Annotated in this window: 19 protein-coding genes and 1 riboswitch; of the genes, 11 read left to right on the top strand and 8 right to left on the bottom strand. The window is 48.5% G+C overall.

Annotation, left to right across the window (positions count from 1 at the left end; translation table 11 throughout):
- Window positions 1-17: 17 nt before the first annotated feature.
- Complete coding sequence (locus HHX48_RS10260) at window positions 18-1,148, bottom strand: alpha/beta hydrolase (protein ID WP_223858273.1); 1,131 nt, start codon at window positions 1,146-1,148, stop codon at window positions 18-20.
- Between the two features lie 203 nt (window positions 1,149-1,351).
- A riboswitch (cyclic di-GMP riboswitch) is annotated at window positions 1,352-1,441 on the top strand.
- A gap of 105 nt (window positions 1,442-1,546) precedes the next feature.
- Here HHX48_RS10260 and HHX48_RS10265 point away from each other — a divergent pair.
- The 3 genes from HHX48_RS10265 (at window position 1,547) to HHX48_RS10275 (ending at window position 4,787) form a co-directional block, all read left to right on the top strand.
- On the top strand, window positions 1,547-2,245 hold the full coding sequence (locus tag HHX48_RS10265; protein WP_191024811.1) for an AAA family ATPase: 699 nt from the start codon (window positions 1,547-1,549) through the stop codon (window positions 2,243-2,245).
- The gene (locus HHX48_RS10270) at window positions 2,205-2,546 is read left to right on the top strand and encodes a ribbon-helix-helix domain-containing protein (RefSeq protein ID WP_191024813.1); all 342 of its coding nucleotides are present in this window, start codon (window positions 2,205-2,207) and stop codon (window positions 2,544-2,546) included. Before HHX48_RS10265 ends, HHX48_RS10270 begins: the two co-directional genes overlap by 41 nt.
- Before the next feature lie 171 nt (window positions 2,547-2,717).
- Window positions 2,718-4,787, top strand: coding sequence for a tetratricopeptide repeat-containing diguanylate cyclase (locus tag HHX48_RS10275; protein ID WP_191024815.1), 2,070 nt, complete (start codon window positions 2,718-2,720; stop codon window positions 4,785-4,787).
- A gap of 41 nt (window positions 4,788-4,828) precedes the next feature.
- On the opposite strand, the gene prsR is transcribed toward HHX48_RS10275, so the two are convergent.
- Genes prsR through HHX48_RS10290 form a run of 3 tightly spaced genes read right to left on the bottom strand, consistent with a single transcriptional unit; the run spans window position 4,829 to window position 9,411 of the window.
- Window positions 4,829-6,190, bottom strand: a complete 1,362-nt coding sequence (prsR, locus tag HHX48_RS10280) for a PEP-CTERM-box response regulator transcription factor (protein ID WP_191024817.1) — start codon at window positions 6,188-6,190, stop codon at window positions 4,829-4,831.
- Window positions 6,191-6,224: 34 nt separating this feature from the next.
- Entirely contained in the window at window positions 6,225-8,249 is a 2,025-nt protein-coding gene (gene prsK / locus HHX48_RS10285; protein WP_191024819.1) for an XrtA/PEP-CTERM system histidine kinase PrsK, read from the bottom strand.
- Between the two features lie 37 nt (window positions 8,250-8,286).
- Complete coding sequence (locus HHX48_RS10290; RefSeq protein WP_191024821.1) at window positions 8,287-9,411, bottom strand: beta-ketoacyl-ACP synthase III; 1,125 nt, start codon at window positions 9,409-9,411, stop codon at window positions 8,287-8,289.
- Window positions 9,412-9,810: 399 nt separating this feature from the next.
- Here HHX48_RS10290 and HHX48_RS10295 point away from each other — a divergent pair, with 399 nt between their 5' ends.
- Window positions 9,811-10,611 carry a M48 family metallopeptidase gene (locus HHX48_RS10295; RefSeq protein WP_191024823.1) on the top strand — a complete coding sequence of 267 codons (801 nt, stop codon included), beginning with the start codon at window positions 9,811-9,813 and terminating at the stop codon, window positions 10,609-10,611.
- A 66-nt stretch (window positions 10,612-10,677) separates the two neighbouring features.
- Here the strand turns inward: HHX48_RS10295 and HHX48_RS10300 are convergent, their stop codons facing one another.
- Window positions 10,678-11,577, bottom strand: coding sequence for a mechanosensitive ion channel family protein (locus HHX48_RS10300; RefSeq protein WP_191024825.1), 900 nt, complete (start codon window positions 11,575-11,577; stop codon window positions 10,678-10,680).
- A gap of 729 nt (window positions 11,578-12,306) precedes the next feature.
- On the opposite strand from HHX48_RS10300, the gene HHX48_RS10305 reads away from it, so the two are divergent.
- The 4 genes from HHX48_RS10305 to ruvX all read left to right on the top strand — a co-directional run bounded on the left by HHX48_RS10305 (window position 12,307) and on the right by ruvX (window position 15,072).
- Entirely contained in the window at window positions 12,307-13,035 is a 729-nt protein-coding gene (locus HHX48_RS10305) for a 16S rRNA (uracil(1498)-N(3))-methyltransferase (protein ID WP_191024827.1), read from the top strand.
- Window positions 13,036-13,116: 81 nt separating this feature from the next.
- Complete coding sequence (gshB, locus tag HHX48_RS10310; RefSeq protein WP_191024829.1) at window positions 13,117-14,067, top strand: glutathione synthase; 951 nt, start codon at window positions 13,117-13,119, stop codon at window positions 14,065-14,067.
- A gap of 14 nt (window positions 14,068-14,081) precedes the next feature.
- On the top strand, window positions 14,082-14,648 hold the full coding sequence (locus HHX48_RS10315; RefSeq protein ID WP_191024831.1) for a YqgE/AlgH family protein: 567 nt from the start codon (window positions 14,082-14,084) through the stop codon (window positions 14,646-14,648).
- Window positions 14,641-15,072 (top strand): Holliday junction resolvase RuvX, encoded by a 432-nt coding sequence (gene ruvX, locus HHX48_RS10320; protein ID WP_191024833.1) that lies wholly within the window; start codon window positions 14,641-14,643, stop codon window positions 15,070-15,072. The genes HHX48_RS10315 and ruvX overlap by 8 nt, the downstream gene beginning before the upstream one ends.
- 9 nt (window positions 15,073-15,081) lie before the next feature.
- Here ruvX and HHX48_RS10325 read toward each other — a convergent pair whose 3' ends face one another.
- Genes HHX48_RS10325 through HHX48_RS10335 form a run of 3 tightly spaced genes read right to left on the bottom strand, consistent with a single transcriptional unit; the run spans window position 15,082 to window position 17,596 of the window.
- Window positions 15,082-15,447, bottom strand: a complete 366-nt coding sequence (locus HHX48_RS10325) for a putative signal transducing protein (protein ID WP_191024835.1) — start codon at window positions 15,445-15,447, stop codon at window positions 15,082-15,084.
- Window positions 15,448-15,449: 2 nt separating this feature from the next.
- Window positions 15,450-16,556, bottom strand: coding sequence for a PilT/PilU family type 4a pilus ATPase (locus tag HHX48_RS10330; RefSeq protein WP_191024837.1), 1,107 nt, complete (start codon window positions 16,554-16,556; stop codon window positions 15,450-15,452).
- Between the two features lie 14 nt (window positions 16,557-16,570).
- A complete protein-coding gene (locus HHX48_RS10335) occupies window positions 16,571-17,596 on the bottom strand; it encodes a type IV pilus twitching motility protein PilT (RefSeq protein ID WP_191024838.1) in 1,026 nt (341 codons plus the stop codon).
- Between the two features lie 29 nt (window positions 17,597-17,625).
- On the opposite strand from HHX48_RS10335, the gene HHX48_RS10340 reads away from it, so the two are divergent.
- From HHX48_RS10340 to HHX48_RS10350, 3 genes are read left to right on the top strand one after another with little or no spacing between them, the layout of a single operon-like run.
- Window positions 17,626-18,315 (top strand): YggS family pyridoxal phosphate-dependent enzyme, encoded by a 690-nt coding sequence (locus HHX48_RS10340; RefSeq protein ID WP_191024840.1) that lies wholly within the window; start codon window positions 17,626-17,628, stop codon window positions 18,313-18,315.
- 38 nt (window positions 18,316-18,353) lie between these two features.
- Entirely contained in the window at window positions 18,354-19,175 is an 822-nt protein-coding gene (gene proC / locus HHX48_RS10345; protein ID WP_191024842.1) for a pyrroline-5-carboxylate reductase, read from the top strand.
- A gap of 20 nt (window positions 19,176-19,195) precedes the next feature.
- On the top strand, window positions 19,196-19,738 hold the full coding sequence (locus HHX48_RS10350; RefSeq protein WP_191024844.1) for a YggT family protein: 543 nt from the start codon (window positions 19,196-19,198) through the stop codon (window positions 19,736-19,738).
- The last annotated feature ends 41 nt before the right edge of the window (window positions 19,739-19,779 follow it).

Below are 19,779 nucleotides of genomic sequence, written 5' to 3' on the forward strand. Positions count from 1 at the left end.
TGTTGCGGGCGCTTTTTTTATTTTAAGTCATCCTTTTTCGTATCGCGTTGTGTCAGACCGGCAGGTGGCTTGGGCAACTCAATTGGCGCCGGTCTGTTTATATCGTATTGGGTCGCGCCTTTTTTCGTATTCGCATCAATAAATGCATTTAGCATGAACATCATCTGACGGTATAGCGGGTTGGCTTTAGGCACGGCGCAACGCTCATTTCGATTAACCATGCTGGTCTTAAAATGCATATCTGCAACCAGCTTACTATTTAGTGGAAGATCAGCATGACACAGGTCATAGTCTTCATCGATTTCAAAAAATGTATTGGTAGCTTCAGCGTTAGCAAGCAGCGAACGAACGCCTGAAATGGGGGTGGTGCCATCAGCCTGCGAATGGGCGACAAAAAGAGGCACTTTTATACGCTTACCTGCTTCAAGTCGGGTGCGGATACTATCGATGATATCCATAAGCTCCAGGCCCGCAAAACCGGCAACGGAAGGATATTTATAAGGGTTGGGGCCATGCGTTTCATAGTGACCGTCAATCCAGCTGGCAAGGGTTTTAATCCCCCATATCTTCCACATGGATTCGGCGTTGTCTGTTAATGCCAGCGCCCCGGAGAATAACATGATTCCGGCTATCTCCTCGGGATCGTCCAGATACTGATCTACCGCCAACGCACCACCAGTTGAGAAGCCGCCAATGAACTTATCGTCGCCAAACTTATCCGCCAGCCCCATGATGTCATCAACATGGCGTTGCCAGCGCTCTGCAAGCTGCCGGTCTTCCATATCATCGTCAGCATCCCTTAAGCCATGTCCGGGCAACAACGGAACAATCACGGTAAAGCCGTTTGCATGGAGATTCGCCGCTATCGCACGCATGAAATACGGTGAGTCACTTAAACCATGAAAAAGTACTGCGACATTTTGGGTCGGTGCACCGTGGTGCAGAATAAACGGACCATTGCCATCACTTCTCAGTGTGTTCGCACACACTGCATAGCGCTGTAACCGTGTTTCCTGACACGGTTTGACACTGCCCAGCTCTGCTTCATATAACTGACGGAAAGCCTTCAGGTTGTCAGTAAAGTCTGTCGCAAATACAGCCGAAGAAAATAACAGCAGGCAGGCGGATAGGAATTTACAACATTTCAACAGAATCTCCTTACAAAATGGGCGATGCGATGCATATACGAAGTTTATCATGATTTAGCGCTTTCCCCATTAACGTCAGGATAGGTATGACTTTTAATATTCAGCTATCGACCTTCATGCGTGAACCACACATCAAATACGATAGTCTACATCTGCTCATTTACTGAACAGATCATTGTTCAGCAGATAGTATCAGTTACACGTTTTGAAAAAGGCAAAACGGCGCGAAAGCCCGTGACGCAAAGCCTCCGGTCTTCCCCAGCTTTACGCTGAAAGATAGCGGGGTTACCGAACCTGTTGTACCAAAGCCGGCGCAATTAACTGTTCGCTTTTTCAGTCATACCAATGTGCACATTTTTGATAATGATGTCGGTGCATAAACATTGAGGACTGCATATATGATAATTCTTGTGGGTGGTGAAAAAGGAGGTAGCGGTAAGAGTTGTCTGGCTCAGAATATCGCTGTTTACCTGCGCACAGAAAAAAGCTCCAGCGTACTGATTGTTGACTGCGACCCCCAACGCACAACATCAGACTGGATCCAGGAACGAAATGCCAGTGAGGGGCTAGCACCAATCAACTGCGTACAGCTCTATGGCAAAATCCGTAACGATTTACTTAGTCTCAGACAACATTATGATTATGTGGTCATTGATTGTGGTGGTCAGGATAATCTGGCTTTACGCTCTTCTATGGCCGTTGCCGACCACATACTCATCCCCTTGCGCCCTAAGCGACGGGATTTAAAAACCGTACCACATATGGAAGATCTGCTGGCGACGTGCAAGATGGTAAATCCGAAAATGAATGCCGCGTTTGTGGTTACCCAGTGCCCTTCTCTTCCTTCATTAGCCAGCCGGATTCTGGAAGCAAAAGAGGTCTGTCGCTCTTTTGAGATCCCGGTCCTCAACTCTGTGACATATAGCCGCAACATCTATGACGATTCTGAAGAATCAGGAAAATCAGTGGTGGAAAGCGAGCCAACGGGTAAAGCGGCAATCGAAATTCGCAGTATATTTGATGAGCTGGTCGCTCGTAGCAAAGAGGAAAAGGGGCATGGGCCTGTGCAGTCTCAAACGATCCACGCAGTCAGCTAAAGCGCTGGACGTTTCAGTAGAAACGTTTATTGATGGTGCGCAACATTATGCAGCTGGCGAACGCCGGCTGCCACTTCCAGCGATACCCGATAGCCTGTCAGGCCCGCCTTTGCTGCTACCTGTGACCGTTTGTTCAGCCAGGCGCCGGGCCACTTTCAGCCTTAATGAAAGCACTATTGATAAACTGAGCCAGCTTAGTGAACAAACCGGTGTATCCCGCTCCCGGCTAATAAGAATTTGGGTTGAACGAGCCTGTAAATTTGGCGATATCATGGATTTAACTTACGACCCAACCCCTTAATCGCAAACTGGTGGCTGGGGCAAGCAATAAGTGATTGAATGAAATATTCAAAGCTTATAATATGAGCTGGAGCCTGCCATACACCTAAAACTTTAAGGCCGGATGAACGCGACTCGCTGTATCCTAGTCAGTATTTGCCTGACACTTACTCAGGTAAACCAAGCAACTGCAATGTTACCTTTAACGTGTAGCAGTAGCGAGTGCGGCCAGATAGATCCTGTTATATCTCAATTCCAAAGCGGTAAGCCCCTTGAAGCAAGTACTCAGCTAGACGGACTGATTGATGCGTTTACCGGCGACGCGCATACCGAAGCGCTGGCAGCCGCTTACTTTTACAAAGGTCGCTTTTCACGCTTACAAAGTGCTTACGATGAATCTCTGATCGCTTTTGAGCGGTCGCTTGAACTGTTCAGTACGCTGGAAAACCCGGCACCCAAGGCGTCGGTCTATTCTGAGCTAGCCCGCTTGCACCGGGCGCGTTGTGAATTTTCAGATGCTCTGGAGTATGCTTATCTGGCCCTGAATACCTATCAGATATTAGAGGATGCATCCGGCCAGGCGGAACAGAAAGTTATTGTCAGTGGCATTCTGATTAGCCAGGGCCGCTTTGAACCCGCCCTGGCTCTGCTTCAGCACGTGTTGAAAGAAGAGCCCGTCAGTCAGGAACCTGCTGTCGTTGGCAGAGCGCTGTATTATGTTGGCACCGCTTACATGCAGCTTGAGCAATACCAGATGGCGCGTCAGTATTTAAAAGATGCAGTAGAAACACTTAAGCAACTCCCTAACTCATTTTTTCTTGGCGAAGCATACATCAGCAAAGGTAAATTGATGCTCAGGCAGGCAAACTATGCTGAAGCTAAAGGCTGGTTTGCTAATGCCCTTAGCGTGTTTGCCGGCATGAATGCATCGGCAGAAATGCACCTTACCCATAGCCTGATTGGACTTGCAGCAGTCAGGGAAGGCAATGTCAGCGATGGTATGAAAGCCATATCGCAAGCCATGGATTTTGCACTGCAACGGGACATTGTCCCCCTCCAGCTTGAACTCCATCTGGTTCATGCGCAGGCAATGCGAATGACTGATGCGCATGAAGAGGCGCTGATGCATATAAGGCAAGGTCAGGAGCTTGCACAAAAATATGGCCAGATAGGGATGCAGGCCGAGTTTTTGCGGGAAAAAGCGGACCTACTTTTTCAAATGAAAAACTATCGGTGGGCCTATCAGGCGCAAGAAAAAAGTCAAAAGCTGAGCACATCTCTGGTAGACGAACTTCGTATACAGCCACTGTTGCAGCAAAGTGCACAATTACAGGTAGAGCGCCAGGCCGAATCCATTGATACGTTAAAGCGTGACAAAGCCATAGAGCTTGCCCGTGCAGAGCAGCGTAATCTTCGCAATATGCTGATTCTCGGCTCGCTGGTTTCGCTGCTGATGTTCCTTTTTCTGCTCTATAGCCGGTATAACCACCGCAGACAGAATTTGCTGCTAAAACGGGAAGTAAAAGCGCGCACCGCCGAGCTTGAGCAAAAAAACAAGCAACTTAAAGACGCCTATAAAACGCTGGAAGACGCCAGTCTGCGCGATCCGCTGACCGGTCTGTACAACCGTTATTATCTTAAATCGCGCCTGCCGGGTGAGTTGAAGCGTGCGCAGTTTGCTTACACTGCGACTCATGCCGAGGCTGATGAGGGACAGTCAGATTTGCTCTGTTTCCTCATCGATATTGATTACTTCAAGGCGATAAATGATGAACACGGTCATTTAAGTGGTGATCGCTTCCTGGTGCAATTCACCCGTATTATCAGTGATGTGTTTCGCGATACAGATCTACAAATTCGCTGGGGCGGCGAAGAGTTTTTAATTATTTGTCGTCAGTCTTGCCGGACAAAAATGGCAGCATTAATTGAGCGATTCCGGCAGGCTGTAAAATCGCATATTTTTGAACTTGAGGATGGGGCCCGAATATCTGCAACCTGCAGTATCGGCTTTTGCGCCTTTCCACTGGATATCCAACAACCCTTCAAAATGCAGTGGGAACAGGCTTTCTCGATTATGGATGATTGCCTATATGCGGCCAAGCTCTCAGGCCGTGATTGCTGGGTAGGACTGTTGGAAGCCACCATCAGCGACAAACCAATTTCGGCGCCTGCTAATCCGCTGGCGGGACGCTATAAATTATCGTCAGTGAATATTGCTACATCATTAAACAACACGGCTTCCATCACCTGGCCTTATGAATAAAAAACCCCGCATAAAGCGGGGGGATTCCGTAAGTTTTTTGCTCAGGCGCCGGTTTTCACATCTTCAAGATGGTACTTATCAATCAGTGAATAAAGCGTGGGTCGGGTCACACCCAGTAGCTCAGCCGTTTTTGACATATTTTTATCTGCCGTCTGATAAGCACGACGAATCGCCCTGCTCTCAGCCAATTCCCGCACTTCGCGCAGGTTAAGGGTTTCTGGCTCCGCGCCCTGTGCCGGCTCCATTAACCCAAGATCTTCTGCATGCACTAAACTGCCCTCTGCCATAATCACAGCAGATTTAAGCTTGTTTTGCAGCTCGCGAATATTGCCCGGCCAGCGATGCGCCAGCATGGCATTAATCGCACCATCGCTGAAGCTTTTCGCCTTGGCGTTAAACTCTTCGCGATATTGATTTAAAAAGGTTCGGGCCAGAAGAATGATATCCTGATCGCGCTCTCTAAGTGGTGGGATCATGATAGGAATTTCGCCGATTCGATAATACAAATCTTCCCGGAAGCTTTCTTCTGCCACCATATTTTGCAGGTCACGGTGGGTTGCGCATATGACACGAATATCAACCGGAATTTCGCTGCGTCCGCCCACACGTTCAATGACCCGTTCCTGAAGAAAACGCAGCATCTTAGCCTGCAGGCCCAGTGGCATGTCGCCGATTTCATCAAGGAACAATGTGCCGCCTTGCGCAGTTTCTATTTTACCCAGCGTGGTTTTGTTCGCGCCGGTAAACGCGCCCTTTTCGTATCCGAAAAGTTCACTTTCCAGCAGGTTTTCGGGAATAGATGCACAGTTGATTGCCACAAATGGCTTATCCTTTCTCGGGCTGTGATCATGGATACTTCTGGCAAATACCTCTTTACCTGTACCACTTTCCCCTTGCAGTAAGGTACTGATGTCCGTATTGGCGATTTTTTCAGCGCGTCTGACTACAGCCTGAATCGCTTCACTGTTGCCGATGATTTTGCCCATCCCCGGACGCGCTTTCGCCAGAATCCGGTTTTCATCTTCAAGTTTGGCCAGATTTTGTGCGCGGTGCACCAGAAGCTTAATAGTATCTGAATCGATAGGTTTCTGATAAAAGTCGTAAGCGCCCAGCTCAATGGCTTTTAACGCGTTCTCTTTATCGTTATTTCCTGTTACCACAATGACTTTGGTGCGAGGTGCAAGTGCAATAATTTCCTCGAGTGTCTTAAGCCCTTCCGAGGCATTGGCCGGATCGGGTGGCAGACCCAAATCCAACGTGACTACCTTGGGCTCGTGGCGACGTAACTGCGCGATAGCAGAGCTGCGATCATCGGCAAACACTACATTGTAATCTGTGAAACTCCATTTGAGTTGTTTCTGGATCCCAAGATCATCATCTACAACCAGTATCGTATCCGTCATTGACATACCTTATATTTTTTATTCGTTATCCGGGCTAATCCAGTGGAAATTCCAGCGTGAACCAGCTTCCTTTCCCTACCTCGCTTTCCACTGTCAGACGACCTCCCAGAGAAGCCATATACTGCTTGGCGTCGTAAGCGCCAATCCCCATCCCTGCGTTACCTTTCGTAGTATCAAAAGGCTTAAATAAACGTTCTGCGATAAATTGCTCATCCATGCCACATCCTGTATCTGTGATCTTCACAAGTTGCTTGTGTTCACTGTGATCGACACACAAACAGACTGTTACCCTACCAGCATCATCCGTGGCCTGTTGGGCGTTACTAATCAGATGATAAATGACATTGGCGAATTTGTCCGCATCGACAACAACCTGGAATTCTTCGTCTACAGTTAATTGCGGCAAAGGCTTTAGCGATTGGCAGCGAGCATCGATAACCTGCGCGATGATGATGGATAATGTCTGCGCTGAATCCAGGCCCTTTTCATCCACTTTCTTTTCATTAAGCTCACGCAGCATCTTGTCCATTCTGGCCTTGGTGTAATGCAATGTCTCGAACGTATCATCAATAAACTCAGGGTTATTCTTATGCTGTTCTGCATTACAAAGAATCAGATCGATTTGTGCCATCACGTTTTTCAAATCGTGTAATACAAACGCCGACATCCGGCTAAACGCTGCAAATTGCGCATTTTCTGCCACCGCTTTGGCGGCTTCGCTGTGCAGGATATACGTGGTTACCTGCTCACTGACAGCATGCAGATAATCTCTGACTTCCCAGTTCAGGTTCACTTTTTCATCGGTTGAGCTGAGCAGTGCAAAGCCCCAGATTTTTTCCTGTTCAAAAAAGGGGACTACCAGGTGAAAGTGACTGTTTGCAACCACGCTTCTGTCAAGATGAAGCCCTTCGTAATTAAACGGGTTGACCTGATACTCCTGAAGATCCACCAGCCAGTTAGTGGTGGCGCAAAACGGCACAAGATGTCTGAGTATGACTTTATCATCATCGCTCAACACAGCATGTCCGCGGCGGGCCACTTCTTCTACATTGCTGCCCGCCACCTTGACCAGCACCCCGTTTTCATAATTTACCGCCTCGCATGTGCCTATCAGTGCGTTGTTGTACACATCATTAATGCTGTCGGTCTGAGAAGTCAGCGCCTTGGTCAGCTTGACCCACTCCACACGGTAATCAAACTGATTGGCAAAAAAGTGTTTGGCAATAAAGACCTTGGCTCTGTTGCGCAGGCTGTTGGACATGATCACTGCGCCCAACATGGTCAGCGATAATGCAAAGAAAAGTATCTGAATGGTCGCGCCCCAGCTGCCACCAAAATAGTTCACCGCATACCCTGCCAGCGCGACCACGGAGAGAAATACACCGGCCACTACCAACATTGAGCTGTGTAATACCACCTGCCTGGAGATAAAAATATCGACTCCCCAGTGCTTAATACGCCGGATTGCCACCACTAAAAGCGGCAACAACATCAGATAAACATATCCTCGTGCGGCGATATATCCCAGCCCCACCTGATTAACCATCGTTGCATTCATGTAAGTAAAAAACTCGAATAAATGAATCGCCCCGAGATAGATAACCAGCGGTTTATATGCCCAACGGTCCTTGCCGGCCTGACGGTACAGTACTTCAAGCAGCACCAGCACTTCCAGCGACAGGATTGTCATTAGCAGAAAATGCGTAGAAGCGGCCACTGGGAGGATTTGGGGGAGGACCAGCGTAAGGATCGGCGGCGTCAATATTACCGCCGTGACAGGGCGACTGAGCACCCGCCACAGACTCACAAAGTCTTCGCGCAAGCAACTGGCAAGAAAGAGTAACCATACCAGCATTTTAAAGGTGTCTGCGTTAAGCAGACGCGGCATGCTGATAGGACCAAATAATACGGTTACAAAGCTCAGTGACCAGGCAAAAGTAACCATAGAGGCCAGCATCAGAAGATACTTGGCTAACCCTGATTTACGAACCGTAAATAACAACAACAGAAGCGTCAGGTAACCTAACGCATTCATGCCATAGCCGATATCCGCAATCATCTACATCCCTATTATTAGTGTACCAGGCTAAGGTAATTTATCGCTTTTTCAGTACCAGGCTGCCGATAGAGTAACCCGCTCCAAATGAACACAGCACACCGTAGTCGCCGGATTTAAGATCTTTGTGATGTAACCCGAATGCGATGACTGAGCCCGCTGAAGCGGTATTAGCATACTCATCAAGTACGATAGGGGCTTCTTCGGCTGATGCTTCACGGCCCAATAGCCGCTTGCATATCAGTGTATTCATATTGATATTTGCCTGATGCAGCCACCAGCGCTGAACGTTTGCAGGCGTCAGCTCATGCTTTGCCAGATGCTGCTCTATGTGTTCAGCTGCCAACGGGCAAACCTCTTTAAATACTTTGCGTCCCGCCTGATGAAACAATTTATCCGGTCCGTAGGGATCCACATCGTTAGCACGAGACATATAGCCGAAATTCGAACGGATATTGCTTGAGTACTTCGTCAGTGCCTTTGTGCTGAGCACCTCATACACATGCTCCGCTGAGGCGGTTTCTGCACTTTCCAGCACAGTAGCAGTGGCAACATCGCCAAAAATAAAGTGACTGTCCCGGTCAGTATAATTGATCTGTGGGGAGACCAGTTCCGGATTGATAACCAGTACACAGCGGGCATTGCCCGACGCAATCATTTCATAAGCCCGGTGCATGCCGAATGTCGCTGCTGAACATGCCACGAGCATATCAAAACCGAATCCATCGATCCCCAGTTCCTGCTGTACCTCGATGGCAATCGCCGGGTAGGCCCGCTGCGTGTATGCACAGGAAACAATAACAGCATCAACATCTGAAGCAGACTTATTAGCTTCAGCCAGTGCCTTTTTGGCCGCCGCTACCGCTATTTGTGCCTGATCACTTAAGGTGTTCTCGTCACGTTCAGGAATGTTCGGGCGCATTCTGTCGATATCAAGAGCGCCGTCTTTCTGGTAGATATAGCGTTGCTTTATACCCGAGGCCTTTTCAATAAACTCTGCGCTGGAAAGTGGCTTTGCAGTAAGCTCGCCATTTTCGATTTGTGCCTTGTGCACTTCGTTATACGAATTTGCCCAGGTATTATAACTATTTACCAGCTCTTCGTTGGTGATGGTAAATTCCGGATTCCAGACCCCCACCCCACTTACAACAATTTGTTCTGCCATTTCGCTCTCTTATGCTGTTGATGGCTCAGCTTTTTGCGCACAGAAAAAGTCACGAATACGAATGCTATCCGGACCCCAGCCTCTGTTTTAAACGCATTAATACAATTGCGAGGCTGCGCTGATAACGCTGATGCCAGTTATGGCTCTAGCTTAGCGCGTTGTGACAAAAATGTCATGAGACAAAGTATTCATAGGTATCGATGCATAAATCTTGCTAGCAGATGAGCGCCTTTTTCAGCGATTGTTTGTCAGCAGAAGTAAACTGTGTGTCACCGCCAGACATATAAGCTTGCAGGAATAGACAATGTTATCTGTGATTAAGACTGGTGTCAGTGCACACCTCACAGTAAACTCGTCTTAAAACACATTGAAAAACCTAACAAAATTGAGGAAACATCTATGTCAGGACGGGTAAAGTCGATACTGGTTGCCGCACTAACTCTGGCTGTCGTGGCGTGTGCTACATCGCCTACAGGACGTAATCAGGTTTTACTGTTTTCTTCTGACCAGCTCGCGCAAATGGGAGAACAGGCATTTACAGATATGAAGCAAAAGCAAAATGTTTCCCGTCAGCCGGTGAAAAACCAATATGTGGAATGTATTGCTGACAGTCTGACGCCCTTCGTACCAAAGTCTGTTTACGATGGTCAGTGGGAGGTCGTTGTCTTTGATGAAGATCAGGTGAATGCCTTTGCGCTGCCAGGCGGTAAGATTGGCGTTTATACCGGACTAATGGAGGTTGCTCAGAACCAGGACCAGTTAGCCGCGGTGATTGGCCACGAAATAGGTCATGTTATTGCCGAGCACCGTAATGAGCGCATGTCGCAAGGTGCACTTATCAATGTGGGTACGCAAGCCGTAGGCCAGATTCTGGCTGCCAACGAAGTACCACAGACCGGGCCGATAATGGCTGCGATCGGACTGGGTGTGCAGGTTGGCGTGCAATTGCCTTACAGTCGCGCTCATGAATCAGAAGCAGATTTAATAGGTTTGCAGTTAATGGCCGAAGCGGGTTTTAACCCACGTCAGTCAGTTGAATTATGGAAGAATATGGAAGCTGCCAGTGGAGGACAACGTCCGCCCGAACTGATGTCTACCCACCCTGCGCCACAGACCCGTATTGAGAACCTGCAGGCAAACATGTCGCAAGCGCTTAATGTGTATGAACAAACCGGCAAGCGTCCCAACTGCCGTCGATAACCATAGCGGTATGAACGGCATAAAAAAACACCGCAATGTTGCGGTGTTTTTTTTAGATGAAGATAATCACGCGCCTGGTGATGTCTCCTGCGAACCGGCAGACGAGGCGGCAGGTTTCTGCTGCGTGTTGTCTGCCTCTTTGAAAAAGTGTACATCCATTTGCGGGTAAGGAATGGAAATGCCTTCTTCATCAAACCGAAGCTTCACATTCTCAGTAAACTCCCATTTGAAAACCAGCAGGTCTGAAGCATTGACCCAGGGGCGAACGGTAAAGTTCACACTGCTGTCGCCTAACTCCATAACACCAACAGCCGGCGCAGGGTCTTCGAGCACTCGCTCATCGGCAGCCAGCATCTCCTCGAGGATACGCTTGGCTTTACGTAGATCATCATCGTAGCCGATACCAAACACCATATCTGCACGGCGCGTTTCTTTAGCAGAATAGTTGGTGATGTTGTCATCGTAGATATTCGAGTTCGGAATCGTAATTTCTTTATTATCCAAAGACGTCATGGTGGTATGGAATATACCTATCTTCTGCACGACCCCTGTAGTCCCCGCTGCTTCAACGAAGTTACCGGCTTTAAACGGTTTGAAGACCAGTAACATAACACCGGCAGCAAAGTTCTTAAGCGAGTCCTGCAGTGACAGACCAATAGCAAGCCCTGCGGCACCGACGATAGCCACCAGAGAGGTGGTATCCACTCCCAATTCGTTGAGCGAGGCGACGATGACAAAGAGCATCAGAATGGCGCCCAAAATAGACTCAACAAAATTAATTAGCATTTCGTCATATTTTGACTTGGCCATGACCCGGCGGAACATCGACATAACAATGCCCACAACCAGACGGCCCACCAAATAGATAATAATCGCCATGGCGATATTAATCGCCCACGGAATGGCGTAATCGTTGACATACATTTCAATGTCATCTGCGGTAAACAGCTTAAGCTTTTCTTCCATACAGGTATTTCCCAAAAAGTGTGATACTTGAGAATAACCTAGCAAGGAAGGTAGTGTCCTTGCAATGAGTTATGTTGATGATTAAATAAGATTTATACCAATGTATAGTTGACGTAATCGACAACCTGTCATTTTTCTCGCCTAATAATGCACTAAGAACGCGCTCGCAACGTATATAGATAACGCGTTTGCGCTTCCACTTTGCAACACGCTGATTTTAATAAAGAACGTAAAAAACTGACAACCCCACTGTGGTAATTACTGGTATATAGCGGCTGATTTTCCTATAATTAGTCTTCTCAATTCCCCAAGCCAAGGGATGCGCTGTTCGGGTTATTGAGATATCCAAACAGGTTTTCGAAGTGGGATTCGATCACGTTTTCAGTTTGGAAAACTTCGTTGTTCAACGAAAAGAAAGGATTATTACAATGTTATTTCTTACAGTGCTTTTTGTCATTGTATCCCTATTGCTTATTTATGCTTTAACCGCGGATAAAGGCGAAAATACCGTTCACGCAAGGCGTCATGCTGCGCAGACTAACGCTCAGCACATACCCCAGAATATCGTTACGTTGCCGAAAAAAGCGGCGTCAAAGGCAGTATCTGTTAATTAAACCAGTTTATCTGTTACTGACAGCATAGTTGCATTGATGACAGGCCCGGTGAAGATTGCTTCTGCCGGGCCTTCCTCGTTATTATAGGCGCACTTTTTCTAAAATAATGAGAATTATGCGAATTCCCCGCTTTTATCATCCGGATCATGTCCCTCTGGACCAGGAGTTTCCACTATCTGCCGATGCGGCGCATCACGCCAGCACGGTGCTAAGAATGAAAGCTAATCAGCCAGTCGTATTATTTAACGGCGACGGGAATGAATACAGCGGGCAAATAATCAGCGTTTCGAGAAAAGAGGTGATGGTTGAAATTGACGCCTGCCTGTCACTCTCTACCGAGTCAGCGCTGCCTATCCATTTGGCCCAGGGCATTTCCAAGGGCGATCGGATGGAGACGGTGCTACAGAAAAGTGTTGAACTGGGTGTTACCGAAATTACGCCGGTGATTACCGAGCGATGCACAGTAAAGCTGGATCAAAAGCGCTGGGAGAAAAAATTTGCTCAGTGGCAAAAAGTCATCATTGGCGCGTGTGAACAAAGCGGGCGTAACCGCTTACCCGTGCTGCATCCGGTTCAGGAGCTCAGCCAGTTTTTATCGGCATCGACACAGCAGCATCGACTGGTCCTGAGTCCGGTCGCTCAAAGTGGTTTTAGCAAGACGCCTTATAAAACCCAGGGTTACCGTTTGCTTATCGGCCCTGAAGGCGGCTTAAGCGAGCAGGAAGTTCACCAGGCTCAAGAGGGGGGATACGGTGCTGTCAATATGGGGCCACGTATACTGCGCACCGAAACCGCGGCGATTGCCAGCATAAGCTTACTTCAGGGTATCCACGGCGATATTTAGCAAGCATTGGTGTACCGCGAACTTGAAAAAGTGAGGGCGGGCGCCATATTCCGTTCACTATATGATTAAGTTGAGACAGCCATGAGCTATTCCGTTGGTGTGGTAATGGATCCCATTGCCACTATTAAACCGCATAAAGATACCAGTTTTGCCATGATGCTTGAGGCGCAGCGTCGCGGGGCCACCCTGCTCTATCTGGAGATGAGCAGTCTTTATCTGGATAATGGCAAACCTATGGGCACAGTTCGTCGTGTCACAGTACAGGATACGACTGAAGATTTTTATTCTCTGGAAGCGCCACAGGTTATGGCGCTGGGCGATATTGACGTACTGTTGATGCGTAAAGATCCTCCTTTTGACAGCGAATTTCTGTACGCGACGCAGATTTTATCTCTGGCTGAAAAAGACGGGGCGCTTGTGGTTAATAACCCGCAGGCGCTACGTGACTACAATGAAAAATTGTTTACGGCGTGGTTTGGCGATCTTATTCCCGATACGCTGGTGAGTAGCGACAGCGAGCGCATCAAGGCTTTTCACGCTAAGCATAACGATATTATCTGCAAGCCATTAGATGGCATGGGCGGCAACTCTATCTTTCGGATAAAGGAAGACGGCAATAATCTTGGGGTGGTCATTGAAACGCTGACGGCGAAAGGTCAGCGTTACATGATGGCGCAAAAGTATCTACCCGAAATTACCGATGGTGATAAGCGAATTCTTATCGTTGACGGTGAAGTGGTGCCCTATGCGTTAGCACGGTTGCCAGGAAAAGGCGAGACACGGGGTAATCTTGCCGCCGGTGGTACGGGTCGTCCCCAGCCGCTAAGTGAGCAAGACAAAAAAGTGGCTGAAAAAATTGCACCGGTGGTTAAGTCTCACGGCTTAATGTTTGTCGGTCTCGATGTTATCGGTGATAAGGTTACCGAAATAAACGTTACCAGCCCCACCTGCGTAAGAGAAATAGAAGCCAGTTTTGATATCAATATTATGGCGATGCTGTTTGATGCCATTGAGCGTCGTCTTAAGCAATAACAGAGAGTCAATTTATGACAGAGCTTAAGAGTTTACAAAATCACCTCCTCATTGCGATGCCTTCGCTTGACGACCCGTACTTTGAACGGTCGCTCACCTATATTTGTGAACACAATGATGAAGGTGCAATGGGTATCGTTATCAATCAACCGTCCACGATGACACTTAAACAGCTTCTTGAGCAAACGGATAAAGAGATTGAGGTTGCTGAGGATAAACGTGAACAGATTATTCTTGCCGGCGGCCCGGTCAGTCAGGAGCGCGGCTTTGTCCTTCATTCTGACCAGGGCCAGTGGGGCTCAAGTCTGACATTGGCAGATAATGTGGTGGTTACCACCTCCAAAGATATTCTGACAGCGATAGGAACCAATGCAGGTCCGGATAAATCAGTCATCGCGCTGGGCTATGCCGGATGGTCCGCCGGGCAGCTGGAAAAAGAACTGCAGGAAAATGCATGGCTGACTATAGAAGCAGACACGGATATTCTGTTTAATCTGCCTATACATGAGAAATGGCAGGCAGCTGTTAATAAGCTGGGAATTGATGTGTGGCAGCTCACCCCCGGTGTTGGCCATGCGTGAGACAGGTCAGCGCACAATACTGGCCTTTGATTTCGGCACAAAAAGTATTGGTGTGGCGGTTGGTCAGGAAATTACTGCAACAGCATCCCCGCTGCCCGCACTTAAGGCCAAAGACGGTATTCCGGACTGGCAGCAGGTTGAAACACTCTATACACAGTGGGAACCCGACCTTGTAGTTGTAGGATTACCGTTGAACATGGATGGCACCGAACAGGAAGTCACCCAGCGCGCTAAAAAGTTTGCCAACCGGCTGCACGGCCGTTTCCGACGTCCGGTGGAAACCTGGGACGAGCGGCTATCTACCGCCGATGCTAAAGCGATGCTCTTTGAACTGGGTGGGTACAAAAAGCTGACGAAAGACAAAGTTGATAGTGTGTCCGCCTGCGTGATATTCACCAGCTGGGCAGAAAATCAGTATCAGTAAGCTCAGTTCTCAGTCTTTTTCACCCGCGGCTTTCGCCGCCAAGTAGTGCTCACAGGGCTCTGGTTTAGGTGCCTGGCACTGCCAACAGATAGCAAAGGCACCCTCATTGATTTCCTGGCACTGATCACACTGCCAGTCAGAGTTTTCACAAAAACACGTGCCGTTATAACTCAGACTCTCTACCACTTTGCTGGCTCGATGGCTCCAGCTTTCATCGACCAGCCACACTTCCTGCTGAATATCCTGCCAGGGCAGCTCGCCTACTGCTCCGGCAACATACTGGTTTTTCATCAGATAAGGAATGCCTGCTTCTTCCAGCTCGCTTCGCAGACGCTGGATAAGAAACTGGTCATCACTTCCGAATAATTTTTCCATGATCAGTCCATATCAATAGAAACATCACTTAAGGAACCAAGACTCGCCCCATTATCAGAATCCAGCTTAATCATCAGACGAAGATCATTCGGTGAATCCGCATGATGTAGTGCCTGCTCAAGCTCGATATCGCCGTTCTGATACAGCTCGTACAAAGCCATATCAAATGTCTGCATACCCGCCTCTTTACTTTTCTTCATCGCTTCTTTGAGCTCACCAATTCTGTCATTTTGAATCAGTTCCCGGATAAACGGGGTGTTGAGCAAAATCTCGATTGCGGCAACCCTGCCACCGTCTTTGTTCGGTACCAGTTGCTGCGCCACAATAGCACGCAGGTTAAGACTTAAATCAAAGAGCAACTTGTCGTGCAGTTCACGCGGGGCCAGGTGCATGATACGTTCAATTGCCTGATTGGCGTTATTGGCGTGCAGCGTTGCCACACACAAGTGACCCGTATCGGCAAAGGACATGGCATACTCCATCGTCTCCATGGAGCGGATCTCGCCCAACAGAATGACATCCGGTGCCTGGCGCAATGAGCTTTTCAGCGCCTCATCAAAAGATTGTGTATCGACGCCAACCTCGCGTTGCGTGACCACGCAGCTACCATGCTGATGCACGAATTCGATCGGATCCTCAATAGTCAGGATATGTCCGCGGGAGTTATGGTTCCGATGATCAATAAGGGCAGCCAGTGATGTGGATTTACCCGTACCGGTCGCACCCACCATCAGAATCAGGCCCCGCTTGCTCATAATCACATCTTTGAGAATCGGCGGCAGGCCCAGATCGTCGACTTTTGGAATTTCGGTCACAATCCGACGCACGACCATACCGATTGAATCACGCTGCCAGAAAGCACTGCACCGAAAACGGCCGATACCGTCCAAGCCCACAGCGAAATTAGCCTCTTTGGTCGAATCCAGCTCATCGATGTAGCGCTGTTCCATCACGCTATGAACCAGGCTTCTGGCATCCTCGGGAGAAAGCGTATGATCATCAAGGGGGGTGAGCTGGCCGTTAATTTTAGCGCTGACCGGAAAGCCGGTTGTGATGAAAATATCCGACGCACCCTGCTCGGTGGCTTGTTGCAAATAATCAGTTAACACCGTCAGTTCCTCTTTTACTTATCAATAGCTTTGGAACTGGCATCCTGCTGCGACACCAGTCCCTTTGCAACCAGTCGCTGCAGACATTGGTCCATAGTCTGCATTCCCTGCGCCTGACCGGTCTGTATCACAGAATACATCTGCGGCACCTTATCTTCACGGATAAGGTTACGGATCGCCGGCACACCTAGCATAATTTCGTGCGCAGCAATTCGCCCTCCCCCGGATTTTTGTAATAACGTTTGTGAGATAACCGCGCGCAGTGATTCTGACAACATGGATCGAATCATTGATTTTTCTTCCGCCGGGAACACATCGATAATACGGTCAATGGTCTTGGGGGCAGAGTTGGTATGCAGGGTTCCGAATACCAGGTGACCGGTTTCAGCGGCCGACATGGCCAGGCGAATGGTTTCCAGATCCCGCAATTCGCCCACCAGAATAACATCAGGATCTTCACGCAATGCTGAGCGCAGTGCGTTATTAAAACTACGGGTATCGCGATGTACTTCTCGCTGGTTAATCAGGCTGAGCTTGTTTTCATGCACAAATTCGATGGGGTCTTCAATGGTCAGAATGTGATCACGTTTGAAGTTGTTGATGTGGTCGATCATGGCCGCCAGCGTGGTACTTTTACCCGACCCGGTGGCACCGGTCACCAGTACCAGGCCGGTGGGCTGATCAATAATCTGTTTGAAAATATCCGGCGCACCTAACTCGTCTAACGACAAGACCCGCGACGGGATGGTCCGAAGTACCGCTGCTGCCCCACGATTCTGAACAAACGCGTTAACCCTGAAGCGGGATAAATCTTTTACCTCAAAGGAAAAATCGACCTCAAGGTTTTCTTCGTATTCCTTGCGCTGGGCATCGTTCATGATCTCATAAATCAGGCTGTGTACCTGTTTATGATCCAGCTCCGGGATATTAAGGCGGCGCATCTGGCCATCCACACGAATAATTGGCGGCAAGCCCGCTGACAGGTGCAAGTCTGATGCGTTATTCTTAACACTGAACGCTAAAAGTTCGGTAATATCCACGACTACTTCTCCAAATCGTTAGGTGCACAATGCAAACAATAGCAGAACGACTGAAGTTAGCCCACGAGCGGATAGATCAGGCGACTGCTCGCTCTCATCGTCCTTCAAATTCCGTTCAATTACTAGCGGTATCAAAGACAAAACCGGTATCTGATATCAGGCAAGCGTATGAAGCGGGACAACGTTTGTTTGGCGAAAATTATATTCAGGAAGGCGTTGAAAAAATTCAGGCACTGACTGAACTTGATGATATTCAGTGGCACATGGTAGGTCCCATTCAGTCAAATAAAACCCGTCTTGTGGCAGCGCATTTTGACTGGGTGCAGTCAGTCGACAGAATGAAAATTGCCCGCCGATTGAATGAGCAGCGCCCCTCGCATCTTGCGCCGCTTAACGTTTGTATTCAATTAAATCTGGACGATGAGTCCTCCAAATCCGGCATCGGCGCAGAGCAGCTTCCCGAACTTGTCGAACAGATTCAGCAGTTTAAAAACTTATGCTTACGGGGAATCATGGCGATTCCGCAGGCTGATGTAACCGAAGCACAGCAAAACGATACACTTGAGCAACTGGCAGAATTATTCGGCCATTACCATACAAAGCTGAGCAATTTTGATACCCTATCCGTAGGTATGAGTGGTGATTTGGAAGCGGCTATCGCTCACGGTTCTACCATGGTGCGCGTGGGCACGGCAATTTTTGGTGCCCGGCGCGGATAAATTATCACGTGATTTTCAATTAACCGATAAGGATCCCTATGCAACAGAGAAAACTTGCTTTTATTGGCGCAGGTAACATGAGCCGTAGCATCATCAGTGGCCTGATTCATTCTGGTTACGACAGTGCGCACATCCTTGCCAGTAATCCAACTGCCCCACGCCTTGAAAAGCTTGAAGAAGAGTTCGGGATTCAGACTACGGTGTCAAACGATGATGCCTGTGCGTTTGCTGATGCTATTGTTTTATCCGTCAAACCCCAGGTCATGGGTGATATGTGTAAAGCGTTACGCGAAAATAACGACCTGGAAGGAAAGCTGTTTATTTCTATTGCTGCCGGTCTGCCGGTTTCTCGATTAAAAGAAATGCTGGGTGGTGATTATCCGGTAGTAAGAGTAATGCCCAATACGCCAAGTCTGTTAGGCAAGGGAATGTCGGGCCTGTATGCTGATGAGAGTATCAGTGACGAAGACCGTCAATATGTAGAAGACATGATGAACGGTGTGGGCGAGACGGTCTGGGCCGAAAAAGAAGATGATATTAACGGTGTCATTGCTGCTGCTGGTTCCAGCCCGGCTTATTTTTTCCTGTTCCTGCAGGCAATGCAGGAAGAAGCAATGAATATGGGTTTTGATAAAGAGGCCGCCCGACTGATGGTCCAGCAAGCTATGCTGGGCGCCGCAGAAATGGTTTGCAATAACCCGGATCTGGAATTAAGTGAATTACGTGCGCAGGTGACCTCAAAAGGGGGCACAACTGCAGCGGCCGTAAATACACTGATTGACGAAGGACTGTCTGACATCGTTGCCAAAGCAATGCGTGCGGCGGTCGACCGCGCCGAAGAAATGGCCAAACAACTATAACTTTTAGCAGGACGTGTTAGATGAGCGCATCGGTATTTCTTATCTCTACCCTCTTCAATCTGTACCTGATGGTAGTGATTTTACGATTGTGGCTACAGTTGGTTCATGCAGACTTTTACAACCCTCTGAGCCAGTTTGTGGTAAAAGCAACCCACCCCATCGTGGGCCCGCTGCGCCGCATCATTCCTTCATTGGGGCGGTTTGATACCGCCACCTTTGTGCTAGCGGTGCTGGTCGCATTTGCCAAATTGGCAACACTATCATTTGTATTTGGTTCAGGCCTGAGTAACCCGCTGGCCGTGTTTTTTCTGGCCATCATTGATGTGGTCAAAGAAACCTTCTCATTAATATTCTGGGTGCTGATACTTCGCGCGATTTTGAGTTGGATCTCCCAGGGCAGCAGTCCTATTGAGTATGTATTACACCAGTTGACCGAGCCGTTTCTGGCTCCAATCAGAAAGGTTATTCCACCTATCGGCGGTCTGGATCTTTCGGTGCTGGTAGCCATTATTGCACTACAATTTATACAGCTGCTAATCCAGGATACCTTTGGTTTGTACTAACCTTACAATCAAAATAGTGAGACCACGATGAAATATGGAAA

It is taken from the genome of Salinimonas profundi, assembly GCF_014750655.1.
Lineage (GTDB): Bacteria > Pseudomonadota > Gammaproteobacteria > Enterobacterales > Alteromonadaceae > Alteromonas > Alteromonas profundi_A.

Excerpts from the sequence above, each read along its gene's own strand:
- HHX48_RS10265 (WP_191024811.1), top strand. The coding sequence starts at position 1,547 with ATGATAATTCTTGTGGGTGGTGAAAAAGGAGGTAGCGGTAAGAGTTGT.
- HHX48_RS10270 (WP_191024813.1), top strand. The coding sequence starts at position 2,205 with ATGGGCCTGTGCAGTCTCAAACGATCCACGCAGTCAGCTAAAGCGCTG.
- HHX48_RS10275 (WP_191024815.1), top strand. The coding sequence starts at position 2,718 with ATGTTACCTTTAACGTGTAGCAGTAGCGAGTGCGGCCAGATAGATCCT.
- prsR (WP_191024817.1), bottom strand. The coding sequence starts at position 6,190 with ATGACGGATACGATACTGGTTGTAGATGATGATCTTGGGATCCAGAAA.
- prsK (WP_191024819.1), bottom strand. The coding sequence starts at position 8,249 with ATGATTGCGGATATCGGCTATGGCATGAATGCGTTAGGTTACCTGACG.
- HHX48_RS10290 (WP_191024821.1), bottom strand. The coding sequence starts at position 9,411 with ATGGCAGAACAAATTGTTGTAAGTGGGGTGGGGGTCTGGAATCCGGAA.
- HHX48_RS10295 (WP_191024823.1), top strand. The coding sequence starts at position 9,811 with ATGTCAGGACGGGTAAAGTCGATACTGGTTGCCGCACTAACTCTGGCT.
- HHX48_RS10300 (WP_191024825.1), bottom strand. The coding sequence starts at position 11,577 with ATGGAAGAAAAGCTTAAGCTGTTTACCGCAGATGACATTGAAATGTAT.
- HHX48_RS10305 (WP_191024827.1), top strand. The coding sequence starts at position 12,307 with ATGCGAATTCCCCGCTTTTATCATCCGGATCATGTCCCTCTGGACCAG.
- gshB (WP_191024829.1), top strand. The coding sequence starts at position 13,117 with ATGAGCTATTCCGTTGGTGTGGTAATGGATCCCATTGCCACTATTAAA.
- HHX48_RS10315 (WP_191024831.1), top strand. The coding sequence starts at position 14,082 with ATGACAGAGCTTAAGAGTTTACAAAATCACCTCCTCATTGCGATGCCT.
- ruvX (WP_191024833.1), top strand. The coding sequence starts at position 14,641 with ATGCGTGAGACAGGTCAGCGCACAATACTGGCCTTTGATTTCGGCACA.
- HHX48_RS10325 (WP_191024835.1), bottom strand. The coding sequence starts at position 15,447 with ATGGAAAAATTATTCGGAAGTGATGACCAGTTTCTTATCCAGCGTCTG.
- HHX48_RS10340 (WP_191024840.1), top strand. The coding sequence starts at position 17,626 with ATGCAAACAATAGCAGAACGACTGAAGTTAGCCCACGAGCGGATAGAT.
- proC (WP_191024842.1), top strand. The coding sequence starts at position 18,354 with ATGCAACAGAGAAAACTTGCTTTTATTGGCGCAGGTAACATGAGCCGT.
- HHX48_RS10350 (WP_191024844.1), top strand. The coding sequence starts at position 19,196 with ATGAGCGCATCGGTATTTCTTATCTCTACCCTCTTCAATCTGTACCTG.